The following is an 18,650-nucleotide window of genomic DNA, read 5'->3' on the forward strand; positions in this document are numbered from 1 at the left end:
AGAAATTATATTTGTCGACCAGATAACTGGAGGCTAGTAGTTCATCATACATTGATAAACTGCTAGCTTTTAATTTTATGAAAATAGGGGGAAATAAGGCATGATTGAAAAAAGAGCATTGAAAATCTATGGTATGACCTGCACACTATGTGCCATTACAATAGAATCAGCAGTCAACGAGATCAATGGCATAGACAGGATAAATGTAAGCTATGCTGCGGAAAAAGCAAAGTTGCAGTATGATAGCAAAGTTACATCCCTGGATACTGTAAAAGAAAAAATAGAATCATTGGGATTTTCAGTAGGCGAGGAAAATGAAAAAACTTCAAGGGAAAACCTCACAAGAGAAGAAATAGAACGGAACAAATTAAGAAATCTTTTTATAATATCTGCTATTCTCAGTGCTCCATTGATACTTGGAATGATACTTGGCGGGGCAGGTTTCTGTCATAGCGAGTTTGATCCTTATTCAGCAAATAAATGGGGAGCTTTTATAGAAATTTTGAGATGGAAATCTTCAATTCTCCATAACTGGAAACTTCAGATTACATTGGCAACTATAGTTCAGTTCATAATAGGTGCCAGATTTTATAAAAGTTCTTTTTTTGCATTGAAGGCCAAAGCTTTTACCATGGATTTGCTAGTTGTAATAGGAACTACTACAGCTTATTTTTATAGTCTATATATTGCATTATTTGAAACTTTTACCTATACTTTGGGAATGATCAATTTGTACTTTGAATCTTCTGTAACTATAATCACACTTGTAATTCTGGGAAGATATCTGGAATCAATAGCCAAAAGCAAAACTTCCAATTCCGTAAAGGCTCTTATAAAACTTCAACCCAAAACAGCCAGGGTAATAAGAAACAATATTGAATACACCATTCCCGTGGAAAAAGTATGTATCGGTGACATCTTAATGGTAAAACCCGGTGAAAAAATACCGGTAGACGGAATTGTAACCAGCGGCCATTCCGATGTTGATGAATCGATGCTTACAGGAGAAAGTCTTCCTGTAGAAAAGAATAAGGACGATATTGTAACAGGAGCTTCAATGAATAAAAATGGTACCTTTAATTTCAAGGCTACCAAGGTTGGAGATGACACTGTATTTTCAAATATTATAAAATTGGTGGAAGAAGCTCAGGAAAGCAAGGCTCCCATACAGAAAATTGCAGATAAGGCTTCTGGAATTTTTATACCTGTCATACTCTGTATATCCGCACTTACCTTCATAATATGGTACTTCGTTATATTCGATCATAAAGTTTTTTTAATAAATCTGCCAATAATATATGCTGTATCCGTTTTGGTTGTATCCTGCCCCTGCGCACTCGGGCTTGCAACACCTGCTGCGTTGATGGTAGGGCTTGGAAAAGGAGCTGAAAATGGAATATTGATAAAAAACGGTACAGCATTGGAACAAGCATGTAAAATTGATACGGTAGTATTTGATAAAACAGGAACTCTAACTGAAGGTAAACTTGACATAACCGATGCTGTCCTATTCAATAGAGCAAATGAATTGAACATACAAAGTCAGGAAGATTTATTGATTTTAGCCGCTTCGGCAGAAAAATTTTCTGAACATCCTCTAGGAAAGGCTGTATACAGTTATGTAAAGCATAATTACAAAACTCAATTGAAACATACTGATGATTTCACTGCGGTACCAGGTAAAGGTATAACTGCATCTGTAGATAATAAAAATATATTAATAGGCACTGCAGATTTTTTAAAAGAAAAGGCCGTAGATTTATCGGAATTAAAGGATACTTTAATTCTTTTGCAAAAAAAAGGAAAAACAGCTGTACTTGTTGCAATTGATGGAATTCTTGCTGGAGTAATTGCCTTTGCAGATAAAATAAAAACTGATGCCGGAGAAGTTGTTGATTCTCTTGAAAAAATGCATATAGACGTTTATATGCTTACAGGAGACAATAAAAATACTGCGCTTTCAGTTGCAGACAAATTAAATATAAAAAATATAATATCAGAGGTACACCCCGAAGATAAAGCAGATGAAATCTTAAAATTAAAAAGCAACGGAAGATTAGTTGCCATGGTAGGTGACGGAATAAACGATTCACCGGCTCTGGCTACTGCAGATATAGGGTTTGCAATGGGTTCAGGTACAGATGCTGCCATTGAAACTGGAGATATTGTACTGTTAAATGAAAATTTGAGAGCTTTAACAGATGCAATAAAGCTTTCGAAGGCAACAATGAAAAAAATAAAGCAAAATTTATTCTGGGCATTTATATACAACATAATTGCAATTCCAATAGCTGTAACAGGTCATCTAAATCCTGTAATTGGAGCTGCAGCCATGTCCTTTAGTTCCATATCGGTTTTGTTGAATTCGTTAAGTCTCAAAAAATACAAATTTCAGTAATTAAAATGTGGACTGGCTTAAAAACCAGTCCACATTTTAATTAAAGTATTTCTTTTACTTCTTTAGTGTTTTTGGTATAATCAGCCAGCTTTACAAATTGCGCCTTTATCCTGTATATAACTGAATCTCCAAGCCCACCTTTAGATAAATTTTCCTTCAGCACCGGATATCTCACGCTTATTCCATCCACTGCTTTTTTAAAATCATCATCATTCTCAAGAACTTCGGTCGCCTTTCCAGTAATGGATACACTCTTGAAGGTGTCATAGACCTGTCCCTCATTTTGGAAATAGAATGTAACTACGGGGTTTTTTTGTATGTGTTTTACTTTATTGCTTTTTCTTCCTGTCTCAAAATATAAATTTGCACCATCATTTGAAAAAGCTCCCATTATTCTTACGTAAGGGGCACCATCTTCACCTATTGTAACAAGTAGTCCTGTTTTTGACTGTTCCACATATTTAACAGCAGCATCCAATACATCACTCATCTTTATGCAATCCTCCAATTTATAATTTTTATGTTTTATATATTATAAGCATAATTTGTAATTTAATACAAGTACATTATATTTTTTATCGTTTTAAATCTTTTTGAATTGCAGTTGACAAAATAATGGACTTATATTATCATATAAAAAAGTAGAAGAATTAATAATATGTTCTTTATAGCTGACCGGCAAACCGGAGGCTACATCGTTTTTAAATGGTGTAGTCTCCGGTTTTTTTGGTACAAAAAATAAGGGGGAAATAAAAATGTCAGAAGAAAATTTAAAATTTGACACATTAAAAGTAAGAGGCGGATATGATTCCAGCAAACACAATCACTCTGTTTCAGTTCCAATTTATGAAACAGCCGCATTTGATTTGGGAAGTACAGATAGGGCCAAGAGGTTGTTTTCATTTACAGAACCCGGGTTTATTTACACAAGATTAAGCAATCCTACAGTTGAAGTTCTGGAACAAAGGGTTGCAAAATTGGATGGTGCTTCAGGTGCAGTTGCCGTTAGTTCCGGAATGGCTGCAATAACTTACACTCTCCTCAATCTTGCAGAAAACGGTGGAAGAATACTTACAACTCCATATTTATATGGAGGAACACTGGACGGATTCAAAAAACTTTATCCCAAATTTGGAATAAACATAGACAAGTTTCACGATTTTAATAATCCAGAGGCTATAGCCAAGGCAATAAAGCCAGATACCAAGGCTATATTTGTTGAAAGCATAAGCAATCCAAACACTTCAGTATCAGATATAGAAACAATTGCAAAAGTAGCTCATGAACATGATATTCCACTTGTGGTAGACAACACCTTTGCAACTCCATATCTTTTGAATCCAATCAAATATGGTGCCGACATCGTAATTTATTCAGCAACAAAGGCACTTAACGGGCATGGAAATGTTATTGCAGGTATAATTCTTGAAAGTGGTAAATTCAATTGGGCAAATGGTAAATTCAATCATTTTTTAGAACCTTACTATACTTTAAGAGATGATGACGATAATGCCAGAAATTTTCTTGAAGTATTTCCAGATTTTCCATTTACCACAAGAATCAGACTAAACTATTTAAACTATTTTGGTTCTTCTTTAAGTCCTTTTGATGCTTATCTTGCACTTATAGGATTGGAAACTCTGTCTGAAAGAGTAAAAAAGCAAATTGAAAATACTGAAAAAGTAATCAGTTATCTTGAGGAAAATGATAAAGTTTCATGGATAAAATATCCTACTTTAAAAAACAACCCATATAAAGAACTAGCTGATAAATATCTTCCAAAAGGGGCTGGATCAGTATTTACTTTTGGATTTAAAGGTACTGATTCTGAAATAGATAAATTCCTAAATTCACTGAAATTATTCAGTTATCATACAAATGTTGGTGATTCAAGATCTCTGATTGTCAATTCGCCAAAAACAACACACAGTGAACTTACACCGGACGAAAAAGAACTTTCAGATTTGCTTCCTAATACAATAAGACTCTCTATAGGTCTCGAAGATGCTGAAGATCTCATAGATGATCTGGATCAGGCTTTTAAAAAAGTATTTGAATCTGAAAAAATAAAAAGCAAAGATGCTATTAGATAATTAGAATAAAATACAGAAAGATGAGGGAATTATTATGAATAAAATTACTAGAATAGTTGCTACATTACTACTCGTTGCAGCAGTGCCAACTCTTGCAGCTTGTGGAAAAAGTACATCTACTTCTTCAAATAAAAATGGAACAGGAAAATATAAATACGGGAAGCTGCAAATTCAGGCTCTTGGAGGTGGTGTTTGCGGTGCCCCAGCCTACATAGCAAAGGAAAAGGGGTTCTTTGCAAAGGAAGGATTTGATGTGACTCTTGTAAGTGGAACATTTGAACAACAGAAAACCGGCCTTGCAAGCGGAAAATTCACTGTTACAAATGGTGACTTTCAATTCTTTCCTTCAGTTCAACAGGGTCTTGACATAAAGGTTATAGGTGGACTCCATAAAGGCTGTATAAAACTTGTTGTACCACCTAATTCACCAATAAAAACTGCAAAAGACTTAAAAGGGAAAAAAATAGGTGTAGATGAAATAGGAGGAACTCCTATGGCCATAACAAGCGTGGTTTTGGCAAATAACAATATTAATCCGACAAAGGACGTTAAATGGGTGCCTTATCCTCTTGACCAGCTGACAAAAGCTGTTTCAAAAGGTGATGTTGATGCTTTTGCCGCTTGGGATCCATTTGCTACACTAGCCGAAAAAAATAATAATTACAGAGTTCTAACAGATATCGCACAGGATCCGCTATTCAAGGGAAAATCATGCTGCTTCTTATATGCTTCCAATAAAGAGATTAAAGAAAACCCAGAAAAAATTGCAGCTCTCGTAAGAGCTTATACGGCAGCAGATGAATGGATAGCAGCTCATCCTGAAGAAACTGCAAAAATTGAAATTGACAAAAAATATGTATCGGGTGGTGACGTAAAATTAATTACGGAACTTATAAAAAATTATGATTTCAAATATACTACCAATACTGCAAAAGATGACGTTAAATATTTTGTAGAACAGCTTAACAAGACGGGATTTTTGAAAAAGGACACCGAGCCTGTTAAATTCGCTGATGACGTGTATTACGATGCACTTGGAAATTCAAAAAATTAATTGGAGGGATAACTAACGTGAGTGCTTTAAGTGAGTCTGTAAATTCAGATACCGTACCAAAATCAGAAGCTTCATCAAAAAACATCAATAAAATACCTCTTGTCAAAGCACCTGACACGGTAAACTGGAAGCCTAAGTCAAAAATCTGGCCGATTTTGCAAATAGTTGCTTTTGCAGCAGCCTTGATTGAAAATATAGCTTTACCTACAGTGCAGATAGTTAAAGTTTCTCCATATAGGATAATGCTTATACTTTTTATAGCTTATCTTGCTATAGAATATGTAATTTCATTTTTTAACGAAAAATTAAATTTAAAAGCAAATCATAAATCCCAGTTTTATTTTGCCATAGGCATTGGATTTATGGTTTGGGACATACTATCTACAAAAACTAATATATTACCACTTCCATTTTTCCCTGGGCCCGCGCAAATAGTCCAGGTACTTGTGGAAGATGCTGGCACACTTTTAATAAGCACACTTTATTCTATGAGACTTTTAGCACTTGGGTTCATTGCCGGTACTCTTTTAGGCCTTGTTTCCGGAATTTTAATAGGCTGGTATAAGCAGTGGTATTACTGGTTCTTCCCGGTACTAAAGATTATAGGTGTTGTGCCTGCAGTTGCATGGATACCAGTTGCAATGTCATTATTTCCTTCAACCTTGATTTCAGAAGTATTTTTGATTGTACTCTGTGTATGGTTTCCCGTAGCTTTTATGGCCTGTGGAGGTATAGAGAACATACCAAAATCCTATTTTGAGGCAGCTAAGACACTTGGCGCAAATGAAAGATTTCTGATATTTAAGATAGCCATTCCAGGCGCAATGCCATCTATATTTACTGGAATCTATACGGCTACAGGTCTTTCCTTCACTACACTTGTAGTTTCAGAAATGCTCGGTGCCGAAGCTGGACTTGGATGGTATATAAATTGGGCCAAAGGTTGGTCAAATTATGCTAAAGTTTATGCAGCAATAGTTATAATGGCAATAGTTTTCTCAATCGTACTTGCAATAATATTTAAAATCAGGGACAGAGTACTTATATGGCAAAGGGGGCTTTTAAAATGACAGGATCCTCCAGCACCAATAATGCTTCTATTAAAATAGAAGAAGTAAATAGGATATATATAGATGCCAATGGCAACCTTGTGGAAGCTCTTAGAAATATAAATCTAAATATCAAAGCAGGAGAATTCATTTCATTTATAGGGCCCTCAGGATGCGGCAAGACAACATTGATGAGATTGATAGCAGGATTGGACAAACCTCAGTCCGGTGAATTATTTATTGATAACGAAAAAATTAGTAATACCAGTTTTGAAAGAGGCTATGTATTTCAGCAGGCAAATCTTTTCCCATGGGAAACAATAGAAAACAATATTGCCGCAGGGCTCAAGGCAAGAAAAATTTATAAAGATAATAAAGATAAAATCCATGAATATATAAAGCTTACCGGACTTGAAGGATTTGAAAATTCATATCCACATCAAGTTTCAGGTGGCATGGCGCAAAGGGCTTCCCTTGCCCGCGCACTTATAAATGATCCAAAAGTACTTCTTCTAGATGAACCTCTCGGAGCACTGGATGCTTTTACAAGAATGGATCTTCAAGATAAACTCATTGAGTTGTGGCAAAGAAGAGGTACTACTATGATATTGGTCACACATGATGTAGATGAAGCAATCTATTTAAGTGACAGAGTAGTAATTATGACACCGCGCCCTGGCAAAATAGAAGCAATTGTAGACATAAACCTTGAAAGGCCCCGAGATAGAACTGATCTGGAGTTTATAAAATTGAAAAAAGAAATATTGAAAAAACTTCATTTTGCCAGAGAGCATTAATAAAAATACTACCTATTATATAGGTAGTATTTTTGTTTTAAACAATCGCATCTAAAATTTGATCATTACCACTACTCTTTTTTCTTAAATATACATTACCCATTTCATCTGTTTTAATTATTGCCTTTTTGATAAGGCTTCTCTCCTTACGACATTCAAAGCAAATATTATCCATCATATTTGCTATTTTAATTTTGGAGCCATATTTTATTCCAAGTTGATTTAATGTAATAGGCAATCCAAGTTTATCGAGTAGACCAATAGCTTTAAATATTTCATCTTCACTTCTATTCTCAAGAACAAGCTGAACAATAAGTGCAAAACTGGCTTTTTCACCATGGAGATTATACCTTGTATCAGAAATATACGTTAGATTATCACTTATATAATTATATATTTTAATTGGATTTTTCCTTATATTATAATTTTGAATCATTCCTGATAACACCACAATAGAATCTATTAATTTTCTATAATGTTCATCATTAATATCCTCATCTAATTCTCCGTATAACCCATTAATATATTTTTTTAGCATATTTACTGAAGATTCTGATTGTTTTATATAACCATAATACCCGAAAACTGATAATGTATAACCTATGCCTGCGTTTAAATATCGTATTGGTGATTCAAGTATTAAATCTATGTCAGTCAAGATAAGTTTTGGCAAATTTTTTAATGGCATATATTCAATATATCTTCCAATATCATCATATATTATAGAAACATTAGAAGAAGCAGCACAATTTGTAGCAACAGTAGGAATAGTAATTACAGGAAGGCCTATTTTATCACCTACGGCCTTTGCCGTATCAAGTATTTTTCCTCCTCCTACACCAAGTACAACATCAACCTTCAGCTTATAAGCTAATTTTGAGTATTTTTTTACAGCATCAGATGTACAATATCCCTGATATTTTTCAATTTTATATTCTACTCTTTCCCTTATAAAACTCATAAGTATTTTTTCTCCAGCCTTGTTCCATGCAGACTTTCCGCATATAATCAATGCATATTTTCCAAATGTTGAAATATACTTACCGCTTTTATCTAGAATATTCTTTCCACTTACATAAGATTGCGGTATTTCTATATTTATCATTTCATTCACCCTCCCACAAATTTTGGTACTAAATTATTTCTTTTAGTTCTTGTAATGGCTTGATATAATCGCATAGATTTACACATTCCAATTTCAATTTATATACATTATAGTTTCTGCCTCTTTTTTTACTTATTAAAGCTTTTAATGTCATATAACTTTCATTAGAATATACTATCTCATCCAATTTCCCCGAAAAACGTATACTCTTGAACACACTACACTTTTTCTGCACATTATTTTTAAAGTAAATATTGACTTTAGAACCAATTTTCATTTTTTTAACATCTTTATCTACAATAAAATATATATCCGCATAATTACTTATAAATTCATCTATCTTTATAATGCAGATTTTTTTAAATTCATCTGTCATAACTAGATACCCCTTTTGAGACTGGTCTATATACTTCATTGCATCATTTAATATTGCACTCATTTTTCATATCTCCTTCCTCATCTTTCAGAAATTAATCTGCTTCTCTCGATAAGAAAATATACTAACCCATCTTTACAATAAAAAAGCCAAGTTATATTTATTAAAAAGATTTTATACAAATGATTCATCTCAATAATAAATTCAACTTGACCTCTAGTTTTCTAGTCAGCCGAACTAGATCTAATTAAAAACTAAACTTTGTTTATTTTTGTAAATAGCTTTTATCTCCTCAACTTTATCAAGTTTTTCCCAGGGAAGATCTATATCTATTCTTCCAAAATGACCATAAGCAGCAGTATTTTTATATATAGGTCTTCTTAAATCAAGATCTCTTATAATTGCAGCCGGTCTTAAATCAAACAGTTCATTTATAATTTTTACTATTTTTTCATCATCTATTTTACCTGTACCAAAAGTATCTACACTTATAGATACAGGCTTTGCAACACCTATTGCATAAGCTATTTCTACTTCAATTTTATTTGCTATCCCTGCTGCTACAAGATTCTTCGCAACCCACCTTGCCGCATATGCACCAGATCTGTCTACCTTTGTTGGATCCTTTCCTGAAAATGCTCCACCTCCATGTCTTCCATAACCACCATAGGTATCAACTATTATCTTTCTGCCTGTAAGGCCTGAATCAGCTTCAGGTCCACCCTTTACAAACCTTCCAGTAGGATTTACAAGATATTTTGTATTTGCATCTATAAGCTCTTCAGGTATTGTTACTTTAATTACCTTATCTATTATGTCTTTCTCAATTTCATCATGTATCACATTTTCTTCATGTTGTGAAGATACAAGCACGGTATCCACTCTCAAAGGTTTATCTCCTTCATATTCTACTGTAACCTGCGTCTTTCCATCCGGTCCGAGATATGGAATTACTCCATTTTTTCTCACTTCAGCCAGCTTTCTTGAAAGTTTATGTGCAAGCGCTATTGGAAGTGGCAAATACTCTGGAGTTTCATTTGTTGCAAATCCAAAAACCATTCCCTGATCTCCAGCCCCAATTTTTTCTATATTGTCTTTTTCGCCCTTTTTAGATTCCAATGATTCATCTACACCGAGTGCAATATCTGGAGACTGTTCATCTATAGACGTTATTACAGCACAATTGGATGCATCAAAGCCAAACCTTGAATGATTATACCCTATATTACTTATAGTTTCCCTAACTATTCTCGGTATATCCACATATGCCTTGGTTGATATCTCTCCAACCAACAGCACAAGTCCTGTATTTACAACTGTCTCGCAAGCTACCCTTCCATTCTTATCCTGTTCAATAATTGCATCTAATACTGCATCTGATATCTGATCGCATATTTTATCCGGATGCCCTTCTGTAACAGATTCCGATGTGAATAATCTACTCATTTTTATCAATCTCCTTTTTATCATCTATTATTGATTTTATTCCGGTATTATTAAACAAATTAAAAGAGGTTAAATTTCATCTATTGCAGAATTGAATTTCTACAGATAATCCTAATTTAACCTCTAGTTTCTCTAGTCAGCCAACTAAAATATTTAACTTACCATCATACAAATTAAAAAACTTCCTATGGAGAAACCACAGGAAGTTATATCCTTTTGTTTCTCATCTTTCAGGTTTAACCTGCTGGAATTGGCACCGTTAAATATAAAACTATATTCAGGTTGCCGGGCATCATAGGGCCAGTCCCTCTGCCTCTCTTGATAAGAAGTTCTTATTTAGTTGTAAGTTATATATACTATATATTATTTCAAATGCTTTGTCAATATAAAATTTTAATTTAATCGTGCAAATTACTATAAATTTTAATGCTATTTTTCTTAAAACCCTGTATAATGTTATTCATAAAAGACTATTTTTATATATTCTACATATGAATTTGTGCATTATAATAAAAAGTAGATTTGGAGTGACAATATGAAAAAAAGTAGTTTAAAATATAAAAATTATATACAAATTTTAAAGGAAGAACTTATACCAGCCACAGGATGCACTGAACCAATTGCAATTGCATATGCTGCGGCAAAGGCAAGAGAAGTATTAGAATATATACCTGAAAAAGTTATTGTAGAGGTTAGCGGAAATATTATCAAAAATGTTAAAAGTGTTATAGTTCCCAATACAAATCAATTAAAGGGCATAGAAGCTGCAACAGCAGCAGGAATTATAGCAGGAAATTCCTAAAAAAAACTAGAAGTTATTTCAGAGGTAACAAAAACAGAAAAACAAAAAATTAAAGATTATATGAATACACATTCAATTGAAGTTAAACCTGCAGAAACAGAATTTATATTTGACATAGGAATGCATTTATTTTATAAAAATTCATTTGTAAAAATAAGAATCGTAAATTACCATACAAATATTATTTATATTGAGAAAAATGGTAATTTACTCTATCACAAAAAAATAGAAGTGTCAAAGGATGATGGTCTCAGTGACAAGAAATTATTGAATGTAAAGGACATTATTGATTTTGCAAATTCCGTAGATATAAAGGATATAGAAGATATTATACATAGACAAATTGATTATAATTCAAAAATTTCAGAAGAAGGATTAAAAAATAATTATGGTGCTAATATAGGAAGTGTTTTACTTTCTACATATGGTTCTGATATTAAAATAAAAGCTAAGGCCAAAGCAGCTGCAGGTTCAGATGCCAGAATGAATGGGTGCGAATTACCTGTTATTATTATTTCTGGAAGCGGAAATCAGGGGATAGCAGCTTCACTCCCTGTTATTGAATACGCTAATGAGTTGAAAGTATCAAAAGAAAAACTCTATAGAGCTTTAATTGTTTCAGATTTAGTCACAATACACCAGAAAACTGGCATCGGGAGACTTTCTGCATATTGCGGTGCTATCAGTGCAGGCACAGGAAGTGGCGCTGGCATTGCTTATCTTTATGATGGAGGTTACAAAGAAATTTCCCATACAATTGTCAATGCACTATATATAGTTTCTGGAATTGTCTGCGATGGAGCTAAAGCATCTTGTGCAGCTAAAATTGCAGCAGGAGTAGATGCAGGAATATTGGGGTATTATATGTACAAAAATGGACAACAGTTCAGAGATGGTGATGGGATTGTAAAAAAAGGAGTCGAAGCCACTATACGCAATGTAGGAAAACTCGCAAAGGAGGGAATGAAGGAAACTGACAAGGAAATCATTAAAATTATGACTGAATAATATAACCCTTGATATTTTGAAATGATATGTTTCTACCCTGTAAAGATCTATTTCTAATTATATTTTTAGCACATTAAAGTGTAGAAATTTACAGAGTAGTGATTATCATACCAATCTTACTTTTTCATTTTTCTCCACCTGTACTACTCTTCCATCCTGGATAACTAGGGTTATTGAACCATATTTTATTATTTTTAACATACACAATATCATATTTAAGTTTTCTTTTGAAATACTCTTTGAAATATTATTGCTTATTATTTCTTTATTCATCAGAATACCTCCCTATTTATATAACAAACTCAATAGATATTTTATTTCATATAAAATTTACAGAAAAACTATAACTTATTTCCAAGGGATCTCTCAATTACCAAAGCTGCAGCCCCTATGGAAACAGCATTACTCTTAAAATATCCTTCTCTCTTAAAAGCAACCTTTCCATTAACATATTTAATACAGGTATTATAAAATAGATCCAGCTTTGCCAAATATCCATCCAGTATAATGCATTCCAGATTCAATAAATTTGCATATAAATCCACATTTGATCCAAATGCTTCAGCAGCATTTACAATTGTCTTTTCAGATATATTCTTAAAATTAACGCAATTGCTATTTTTATAAATAACCTGTTCAAAGATATACTCATTATTACCTGCTGTTCTTAAAATTTTCCCTCCTAAAATTGTACCTTCTCTTATTCTTGATCCACAATCAAAATAAGCCAAATTATTAAACATCTTGCCGGACCCATACAAATATTCTGCAACAACAACTGAATTTGCCCTGTTTTCACTAATTATATTACATTCAAGTTTTTCCTCCAGCATCTCTTTTGCAGGTACATCAAACCATGCCATTGTATCAACCGTGAGTCCTACTCCAACAAGTTCAATAAAATCAAGCCTTAGCTCAATATATATATGATTTATTTCATTTTGAATTTTTTTTACCATCTCATCAGGTAAAATGCCGGATTCAATATAAAAAATTTTTTTATAAATAATCTCCATTCTCAAATTCACCATAGAAATTTGTATATAGGTTTCAGATATATCTATACATATAATATAGAATCTACATATGTTTATATCATACAATACAGGACGCCTACCTCCGGTAGATTCTCCTATACATTTTTCAACTATAACACCTTTTTTTTCAAGAGGATTCATAATACGATTCAATGTAGTTAATTTCATTCTTGTCTCAAGCAAAATTCTATTTTTACTCATAGCTCCATTTTTCTGAAGTAAATTAAATATTTCTTTTTCATCTGATTTCAAATCTTGAAATAACTTGTAATTATCTATCATAGCAATCATACCTTTTATTCTATTGTATTTTAATCATAGTAAAAAAGATCAAGCTTTAATAAATACAGGAAATAATTACTTCCCGATATCAAAACTTGACCTCTAGTTTTTCTAGTCAATCAAATTAGAATATTTATCACTATTTAGTTATAAAAAATATCAAATTTACTCTTTGTTTGAAATTTTGCTTTTTCATAAGCTGTTCTATAGAGCTGAATCATAGCATCAATTTCACTAGAACTTAACTTATCATAAAATACTCTTGGGCAAATAGCAAAAGCCTCTCTTTCATTTTGTTGTGAAAAGTTGTTATTGATTATATTAAAAAATCTATTCTCTATATCATTCATAAAAATTCCTCCATTTATCATTTTGTTCAAAAAATCTGCTATACTATCATAAAAAATATGATAAAAAAGCTATTTTTCTATAATAAGAAAAATAGCTTTTATTAACATTCATCTGTTGCAAAGCAACTAAATTTCTTATCTCTCAGAATACCACCTTCACTCTGTAGGAATTGACACCGATACATATAAATGCCGGTTGTCGGGCTTCAAAGGGCCAGTCCCTCCACCGCTCTTGATAAGAGTATATTAACTTGTACATATATTATCAATATATTGTATATACTATATCATTATATACTTAACGATGTCAATACTAAAAATTAAAAAATATAGATAAATTATTAGGCCATAATAATTTGTTCCATTTATCGGTGAATCGTTTATTTATAATAAAAAAGGATTTAAAATATTATTATACCAGTCTGACTTTTTCATTCTTCTCTATTTGTACAACTTTTCCATCCTGAATAACCAAAGTTATAGAACCATACTTTATCGTCTCCAGCATATATAGTAGTTTGTCTAAATTTTCCTGTGAGATACTACTATTATTACGCAGGTCCTTTTTATTCACCGTTATCACTCCCTCTATAAATATCATTTAAAAAACCTTCTTGCAAGATGAATGCAAGAAGGTTTGAAATCTCTTCCATTTCTCATCTTTCAGGTTTTACCTGCTGGAATTAGCACCGTTAAATATAATCATATATTCAGGTTGCCGGGCATCATCGGGCCAGTCCCTCTACCTCTCTAGATAAGAATAATTATATAAAATTTTTTAAAAAATAAAAAAATCCTCGTCTCTATACCATACAGAGACGAAGCTCAAACTCCGCGGTTCCACTCTTTTTAGACCATAAGTCCCACTTTTATTCAGGTACTTAATTATACCTCATTGCTGTAACGGGCAAATCCGATGTAGTCTACTGTAATTTCAATACACAACTCAAAAGGGCACTTCATTTAAGATAGATTTAGAAATCTTACAGCATCAAATTTCCTCTCTTGAAACCCATACTTAAACTACTTTCCTTTTTCAATGTTTTTAATTAATTCTTAAATATAATATTAAAAATTATATTTATTATTATACATGTAAATATAATTTTGTCAATATTTTTTTAATCCATTTAAAGAAACCTAGCAATAGGCCCTAGAGGGTTGATTATATCCTTAATTTTCTCATACGGAATTTCTATTTTAAACAATCCATAAACATAAGGTGTGTATTCATATATCTGATAGTAAATAACAAGACTGTCTGGAGTTAAATAATATTGCTGATCCTGCGTAATACCATTATAATCATTAATTAAAGTTATATTATTGTCTTTTATATACTGATATGCTATCTCATTTAGAAATGCTACATAATCTATATTTGTATTAAACAATTCATTGAAACTGTATATCTGCCCTGTTCTTTCATCAACAGTTACAGATGAATACTTTGTAAACCCGTGTGCAGCTCTGTTTACATAAGTATACATTGCAAATAATATACTCAATATATTTTTTTGATTTAAAGTTACTTCATAAGTTCCAAGCACCTGATTAAAATCTGTAACCCCATCTACAAGCACCTGACTTTTAAAAAGTTTACCAACTTCATCTATAATTGCATCATTAATTTTTGATATGTTTTCTTCACTATTGATATTGTCTATAATCGGATATGATATACTGAACTTATCAGGCATCAGCTTTTGTTCTTCTAAATTTACAGATTCATTTTTTTCATCTTTTCTACTATATATTGAACAAAGATCCTCATTGTCAAATAAACTCGCTAAATTATCTGGATAACTAAAATAAAGCATTCCCTTTATTCTCCCTATAAACTCATTTTATATAATTATATTATTATATTCATTCACTTAAGGTGCATAGTTTTATGAAATACATAAGAAAGCATTTAAAGAAATTTTTGTAAAAATTTCTTCCTTTTATGTCTGTTTTTTTCCTTTTCATGCATAATCTATTTACATAAACATCTCTTTATTTTATAGTGTATGTAAATTGAGTTAGGTGATTGATATGGTAAAAGCTCTAGCAGATAAGATTACATTATATATAAAAGAAAACAGTTACATAAAAGATACTGACAATATAGAAAAAATAAATTACTCAGTACAAGTACTGGTAAATGAGACCTTTAAGTTGATAGTATTGTTTATATTATTTACAATATTAGGAAAATTAAATTATTTTTTATTTTCCTTTATGATTCTATTTTCCACAAGGACTTTTTCAGGAGGATATCACAGCAGCTCGACACTGATGTGCTTATTTTGGACAACCGTATTTTTTCTTTTTACTTCAATAATTTGTCCCTTAATTCCTGTATTCAATATTGGAATTTATTATATCCTGGCTTTAGTAAGCATAACCACATTTTTACTAAGAAGTCCTTGTGAAAACAAATCGAGACCAACAAAAAATAAAAAACGAATTATGTATTTTAAGATAATATCAACTTGTTCTACGATATTCTGGATGATTGTATTACTGTTTTTTATCTCAAATAAAAGTTATCTCAACTGTGGTTTCTTTACAATATTAATTCAACTGCCTCAGTTAGTATATTTGAAAAGAGAGGATGAATAAATATGAATAAACTAAATAAAAAATTTGTTGTTACAAAATTCGGATTTCTATTGGCTGCATTTGCAGTTCTTGTAAGTAATTCTTACTCACTTTTTCTTGCAGGAGAACCAAAAGCACCTAAAAGCCTTTTAAAGTAATATAATAAGGCAGATGAAATCATTTTCCAAAGATAGCTGAATCTTTCCTTCCTTAGACTCAACTATCTTTTTTGTATTGTAGAGACCGTATCCCCTTTTTTCACCTTGCTTTGTGGAGAAGCCCTTTCTAAATGCCTTTTTCAAATTGTCTTCATCTATATTTTCTATGGTATTCTTCAACTCAATTGCATTTTTATCATCATTCTTGTATATATTCAATATCACAGATTTATCATTGTTGTCCATAACTTCTTCAAAAGCATTGTTTAAAATATTTGTAAATATTTCGGAAAGTTCATAATCCTCCACCTTCCATCCATTCAGCTCATTTGAAACATTGTAGCTAAATTCAATTCCATGTATTTCGGCCTCGCAGGATTTGCTGTATATTATTGCCCTCAGTATCAAATTGTCTATATAAGCTATTTTTTCAATATCTTCCGTTGAATAATTTACAGATTTTATGTACTTCAATAAATTCTGCCTCAGTTCTTCTCCTTCTGAAACCTGTACCATCCCGCCTATAGCATTTAAATGATTTTTAAATTCATGCTGTTTGCGCCTTATCTCTTCAGTCATATTTTTGATTATAGGTATATATCTGCTGTTTACTTCCATTATTTTGTTTTTTTCATTTATTTTTACAATATAATAGGACAAAAATATATTCAATATAAATATAGCCACAAGTATACATACAAATATTATATAGTTATTCACAAGTAATTTTCTATCATATTCCCACAATACCTTATAGATTATTATATAAAGAGCAAGATTTATTATAATACAATTAACCACCATATAGTTTATTTTTCCTATAAATTTAAGCTTATCATCTGGTAGAAAATAACATATTATAACACAAAATATGCACAAGGTTATACTCATACTTAAATTAAACAAAAAAGTATCATCAGTAAAATGTAATATTTTTAATAGACACCCTATTAATAGTTCTATAATAATTATCAGTACTGTATTCATACAAAGTTCTACTGAAATTTTCAATATACTTTTTTTATAAAACACCGAAATAATAAATACCATAAACACATAATTAGCTACTATACTATAATAGGCACCCATAATATTATTAGCAATTATTACTACTAATGATATCGATACTATTATAATAAAATTCTTTACAACAATATTTAAATTTAATTTCTTTCTCAGGTTAAATTTAGACCATAAAATCATAAAAGCAACAGCTTCAAAAAAAGTACTTATAAATTCATGCAATGTTTCCATTGTATTTATCTCCCCTGTCTTCTGTAAAATAGTCAAATATCATGTTCATACATATATACCCACTTTTTTCATTACTTCATCTTTAAAATTATAACTCAAAAATGCCTTGTAGTTGCAGCAGTTAAAGCTGATTTCCCAGGACTTATTGGAAATCTTTTGTATGCTATTTATAAAGTTTATGTTCACTGCATAGGCTCTGTGGGTTTGAATTATATCTTTGCAATTTATCATAATGAGTACCTTTTTTAATGACATCTTTCTAAGCTTGTAATTTCTGCTTTTGGTATATATTGTCGTTAATCTGAGGTTTACTGCAATAAATATTATATCTTTTACCTTAATTCTCACACTTATATCTGTAGATAGATTAAAGGAAACATACTTGTCCACTTTTTTGTCCTCAATTCTCCCGTAACTTCCCGAAATAAGTAATTTAGTTATTTCAATTACTCTATCCTTGTCATAAGGTTTAACTATATAGTCATAACAATGTGTTTTCCTAAATGCCTCAAGCATATAATTTACATTGGAAGTCACAAAAATTATCCAGCTAAGTTTATATCTTTCTATACACCTTAATTCCAATGCAAGATCCATACCAGAAGAATTTTTCAAAGCAATATCTATATAGAAAAAGTCTATTGGCGTTTTTCTTGATATATCAAGTGCACTATACTTACTTGCAGCTTCCCATACCTTTATATTTTTACCGGATTCATATATCATCCTAACAAGATTCTCTCTTTCAACCTTTTCATCCTCTACAACCAATACATTTACCATAATGTCCCCCCCAACGTTAAGTAATAGACAAATTATGCTAAACAAACTTTTTCAAGTATTTATAACTTAATT

18 protein-coding genes, 1 pseudogene, 3 riboswitches and 1 other annotated feature are annotated in these 18,650 nt (G+C 31.6%); of the genes and pseudogenes, 8 read left to right on the top strand and 11 right to left on the bottom strand.

Annotated elements, in window-relative coordinates; all coding sequences use genetic code 11:
• Nucleotides 1-100 precede the first annotated feature (100 nt).
• Nucleotides 101-2,398, top strand: a complete 2,298-nt coding sequence (locus tag ACSVC9_RS07760) for a heavy metal translocating P-type ATPase (RefSeq protein WP_446899757.1) — start codon at nt 101-103, stop codon at nt 2,396-2,398.
• Between the two features lie 40 nt (nt 2,399-2,438).
• Here the strand turns inward: ACSVC9_RS07760 and ACSVC9_RS07765 are convergent, their stop codons facing one another.
• A complete protein-coding gene (locus ACSVC9_RS07765; protein WP_446899758.1) occupies nt 2,439-2,888 on the bottom strand; it encodes a pyridoxamine 5'-phosphate oxidase family protein in 450 nt (149 codons plus the stop codon).
• Between the two features lie 265 nt (nt 2,889-3,153).
• Between ACSVC9_RS07765 and ACSVC9_RS07770 the strand changes: the two genes are divergently transcribed.
• From ACSVC9_RS07770 to ACSVC9_RS07785, 4 genes are read left to right on the top strand one after another with little or no spacing between them, the layout of a single operon-like run.
• Nucleotides 3,154-4,491 (top strand): O-acetylhomoserine aminocarboxypropyltransferase/cysteine synthase family protein, encoded by a 1,338-nt coding sequence (locus ACSVC9_RS07770; protein ID WP_446899759.1) that lies wholly within the window; start codon nt 3,154-3,156, stop codon nt 4,489-4,491.
• 34 nt (nt 4,492-4,525) lie between these two features.
• Nucleotides 4,526-5,545: an ABC transporter substrate-binding protein gene (locus tag ACSVC9_RS07775; RefSeq protein WP_446899760.1), complete on the top strand. Its 1,020-nt coding sequence runs from the start codon at nt 4,526-4,528 to the stop codon at nt 5,543-5,545.
• Nucleotides 5,546-5,562: 17 nt separating this feature from the next.
• Nucleotides 5,563-6,615 carry an ABC transporter permease gene (locus ACSVC9_RS07780; RefSeq protein WP_446899761.1) on the top strand — a complete coding sequence of 351 codons (1,053 nt, stop codon included), beginning with the start codon at nt 5,563-5,565 and terminating at the stop codon, nt 6,613-6,615.
• Complete coding sequence (locus ACSVC9_RS07785) at nt 6,612-7,391, top strand: ABC transporter ATP-binding protein (protein WP_446899762.1); 780 nt, start codon at nt 6,612-6,614, stop codon at nt 7,389-7,391. Before ACSVC9_RS07780 ends, ACSVC9_RS07785 begins: the two co-directional genes overlap by 4 nt.
• A gap of 37 nt (nt 7,392-7,428) precedes the next feature.
• On the opposite strand, the gene ACSVC9_RS07790 is transcribed toward ACSVC9_RS07785, so the two are convergent.
• From ACSVC9_RS07790 to metK, 3 genes are all read right to left on the bottom strand, one after another.
• A complete protein-coding gene (locus ACSVC9_RS07790; RefSeq protein WP_446899763.1) occupies nt 7,429-8,496 on the bottom strand; it encodes an iron-containing alcohol dehydrogenase in 1,068 nt (355 codons plus the stop codon).
• Nucleotides 8,497-8,524: 28 nt separating this feature from the next.
• On the bottom strand, nt 8,525-8,935 hold the full coding sequence (locus ACSVC9_RS07795) for a hypothetical protein (protein WP_446899764.1): 411 nt from the start codon (nt 8,933-8,935) through the stop codon (nt 8,525-8,527).
• Between the two features lie 180 nt (nt 8,936-9,115).
• Nucleotides 9,116-10,318: a methionine adenosyltransferase gene (metK, locus tag ACSVC9_RS07800; protein WP_446899765.1), complete on the bottom strand. Its 1,203-nt coding sequence runs from the start codon at nt 10,316-10,318 to the stop codon at nt 9,116-9,118.
• 220 nt (nt 10,319-10,538) lie between these two features.
• A riboswitch (SAM riboswitch) is annotated at nt 10,539-10,646 on the bottom strand.
• 207 nt (nt 10,647-10,853) lie between these two features.
• On the opposite strand from metK, the pseudogene ACSVC9_RS07805 reads away from it, so the two are divergent.
• Nucleotides 10,854-12,128, top strand: a pseudogene (locus ACSVC9_RS07805) (L-cysteine desulfidase family protein).
• 105 nt (nt 12,129-12,233) lie between these two features.
• On the opposite strand, the gene ACSVC9_RS07810 reads toward ACSVC9_RS07805, so the two are convergent.
• From ACSVC9_RS07810 to ACSVC9_RS07830, 5 genes are all read right to left on the bottom strand, one after another.
• Nucleotides 12,234-12,401, bottom strand: coding sequence for a DUF2292 domain-containing protein (locus tag ACSVC9_RS07810; RefSeq protein ID WP_446899766.1), 168 nt, complete (start codon nt 12,399-12,401; stop codon nt 12,234-12,236).
• A gap of 68 nt (nt 12,402-12,469) precedes the next feature.
• The gene (locus tag ACSVC9_RS07815) at nt 12,470-13,447 is read right to left on the bottom strand and encodes an ROK family transcriptional regulator (protein WP_446899767.1); all 978 of its coding nucleotides are present in this window, start codon (nt 13,445-13,447) and stop codon (nt 12,470-12,472) included.
• A gap of 143 nt (nt 13,448-13,590) precedes the next feature.
• Nucleotides 13,591-13,797, bottom strand: a complete 207-nt coding sequence (locus tag ACSVC9_RS07820; RefSeq protein ID WP_446899768.1) for a hypothetical protein — start codon at nt 13,795-13,797, stop codon at nt 13,591-13,593.
• Between the two features lie 132 nt (nt 13,798-13,929).
• Nucleotides 13,930-14,039: riboswitch (SAM riboswitch) on the bottom strand.
• A gap of 170 nt (nt 14,040-14,209) precedes the next feature.
• Nucleotides 14,210-14,398 (bottom strand): YezD family protein, encoded by a 189-nt coding sequence (locus tag ACSVC9_RS07825; RefSeq protein WP_446899769.1) that lies wholly within the window; start codon nt 14,396-14,398, stop codon nt 14,210-14,212.
• Between the two features lie 52 nt (nt 14,399-14,450).
• Nucleotides 14,451-14,558: riboswitch (SAM riboswitch) on the bottom strand.
• A 50-nt stretch (nt 14,559-14,608) separates the two neighbouring features.
• Nucleotides 14,609-14,846 (bottom strand) — a binding site (T-box leader).
• A gap of 81 nt (nt 14,847-14,927) precedes the next feature.
• Nucleotides 14,928-15,617, bottom strand: coding sequence for a DUF3298 domain-containing protein (locus ACSVC9_RS07830; RefSeq protein ID WP_446899770.1), 690 nt, complete (start codon nt 15,615-15,617; stop codon nt 14,928-14,930).
• A gap of 217 nt (nt 15,618-15,834) precedes the next feature.
• On the opposite strand from ACSVC9_RS07830, the gene ACSVC9_RS07835 reads away from it, so the two are divergent.
• The gene (locus ACSVC9_RS07835) at nt 15,835-16,404 is read left to right on the top strand and encodes an accessory gene regulator B family protein (RefSeq protein ID WP_446899771.1); all 570 of its coding nucleotides are present in this window, start codon (nt 15,835-15,837) and stop codon (nt 16,402-16,404) included.
• 2 nt (nt 16,405-16,406) lie between these two features.
• Nucleotides 16,407-16,541: an AgrD family cyclic lactone autoinducer peptide gene (locus tag ACSVC9_RS07840; protein ID WP_446896939.1), complete on the top strand. Its 135-nt coding sequence runs from the start codon at nt 16,407-16,409 to the stop codon at nt 16,539-16,541.
• On the opposite strand, the gene ACSVC9_RS07845 is transcribed toward ACSVC9_RS07840, so the two are convergent.
• Entirely contained in the window at nt 16,533-17,795 is a 1,263-nt protein-coding gene (locus ACSVC9_RS07845) for a sensor histidine kinase (protein WP_446896940.1), read from the bottom strand. The genes ACSVC9_RS07840 and ACSVC9_RS07845 overlap by 9 nt on opposite strands.
• Nucleotides 17,796-17,840: 45 nt before the next feature.
• Nucleotides 17,841-18,578: a LytR/AlgR family response regulator transcription factor gene (locus ACSVC9_RS07850; RefSeq protein ID WP_446896941.1), complete on the bottom strand. Its 738-nt coding sequence runs from the start codon at nt 18,576-18,578 to the stop codon at nt 17,841-17,843.
• Nucleotides 18,579-18,650 lie beyond the last annotated feature (72 nt).

Source organism: Clostridium sp. LBM24168 (assembly GCF_052953915.1).

Excerpts from the sequence above, each read along its gene's own strand:
- ACSVC9_RS07850 (WP_446896941.1), bottom strand. The coding sequence starts at position 18,578 with ATGGTAAATGTATTGGTTGTAGAGGATGAAAAGGTTGAAAGAGAGAAT.
- ACSVC9_RS07845 (WP_446896940.1), bottom strand. The coding sequence starts at position 17,795 with ATGGAAACATTGCATGAATTTATAAGTACTTTTTTTGAAGCTGTTGCT.
- ACSVC9_RS07820 (WP_446899768.1), bottom strand. The coding sequence starts at position 13,797 with ATGAATGATATAGAGAATAGATTTTTTAATATAATCAATAACAACTTT.
- ACSVC9_RS07795 (WP_446899764.1), bottom strand. The coding sequence starts at position 8,935 with ATGAGTGCAATATTAAATGATGCAATGAAGTATATAGACCAGTCTCAA.
- ACSVC9_RS07815 (WP_446899767.1), bottom strand. The coding sequence starts at position 13,447 with ATGATAGATAATTACAAGTTATTTCAAGATTTGAAATCAGATGAAAAA.
- ACSVC9_RS07840 (WP_446896939.1), top strand. The coding sequence starts at position 16,407 with ATGAATAAACTAAATAAAAAATTTGTTGTTACAAAATTCGGATTTCTA.
- ACSVC9_RS07770 (WP_446899759.1), top strand. The coding sequence starts at position 3,154 with ATGTCAGAAGAAAATTTAAAATTTGACACATTAAAAGTAAGAGGCGGA.
- ACSVC9_RS07785 (WP_446899762.1), top strand. The coding sequence starts at position 6,612 with ATGACAGGATCCTCCAGCACCAATAATGCTTCTATTAAAATAGAAGAA.
- ACSVC9_RS07830 (WP_446899770.1), bottom strand. The coding sequence starts at position 15,617 with ATGCTTTATTTTAGTTATCCAGATAATTTAGCGAGTTTATTTGACAAT.
- metK (WP_446899765.1), bottom strand. The coding sequence starts at position 10,318 with ATGAGTAGATTATTCACATCGGAATCTGTTACAGAAGGGCATCCGGAT.
- ACSVC9_RS07825 (WP_446899769.1), bottom strand. The coding sequence starts at position 14,398 with ATGATATTTATAGAGGGAGTGATAACGGTGAATAAAAAGGACCTGCGT.
- ACSVC9_RS07760 (WP_446899757.1), top strand. The coding sequence starts at position 101 with ATGATTGAAAAAAGAGCATTGAAAATCTATGGTATGACCTGCACACTA.
- ACSVC9_RS07765 (WP_446899758.1), bottom strand. The coding sequence starts at position 2,888 with ATGAGTGATGTATTGGATGCTGCTGTTAAATATGTGGAACAGTCAAAA.
- ACSVC9_RS07835 (WP_446899771.1), top strand. The coding sequence starts at position 15,835 with ATGGTAAAAGCTCTAGCAGATAAGATTACATTATATATAAAAGAAAAC.
- ACSVC9_RS07790 (WP_446899763.1), bottom strand. The coding sequence starts at position 8,496 with ATGATAAATATAGAAATACCGCAATCTTATGTAAGTGGAAAGAATATT.
- ACSVC9_RS07810 (WP_446899766.1), bottom strand. The coding sequence starts at position 12,401 with ATGAATAAAGAAATAATAAGCAATAATATTTCAAAGAGTATTTCAAAA.
- ACSVC9_RS07775 (WP_446899760.1), top strand. The coding sequence starts at position 4,526 with ATGAATAAAATTACTAGAATAGTTGCTACATTACTACTCGTTGCAGCA.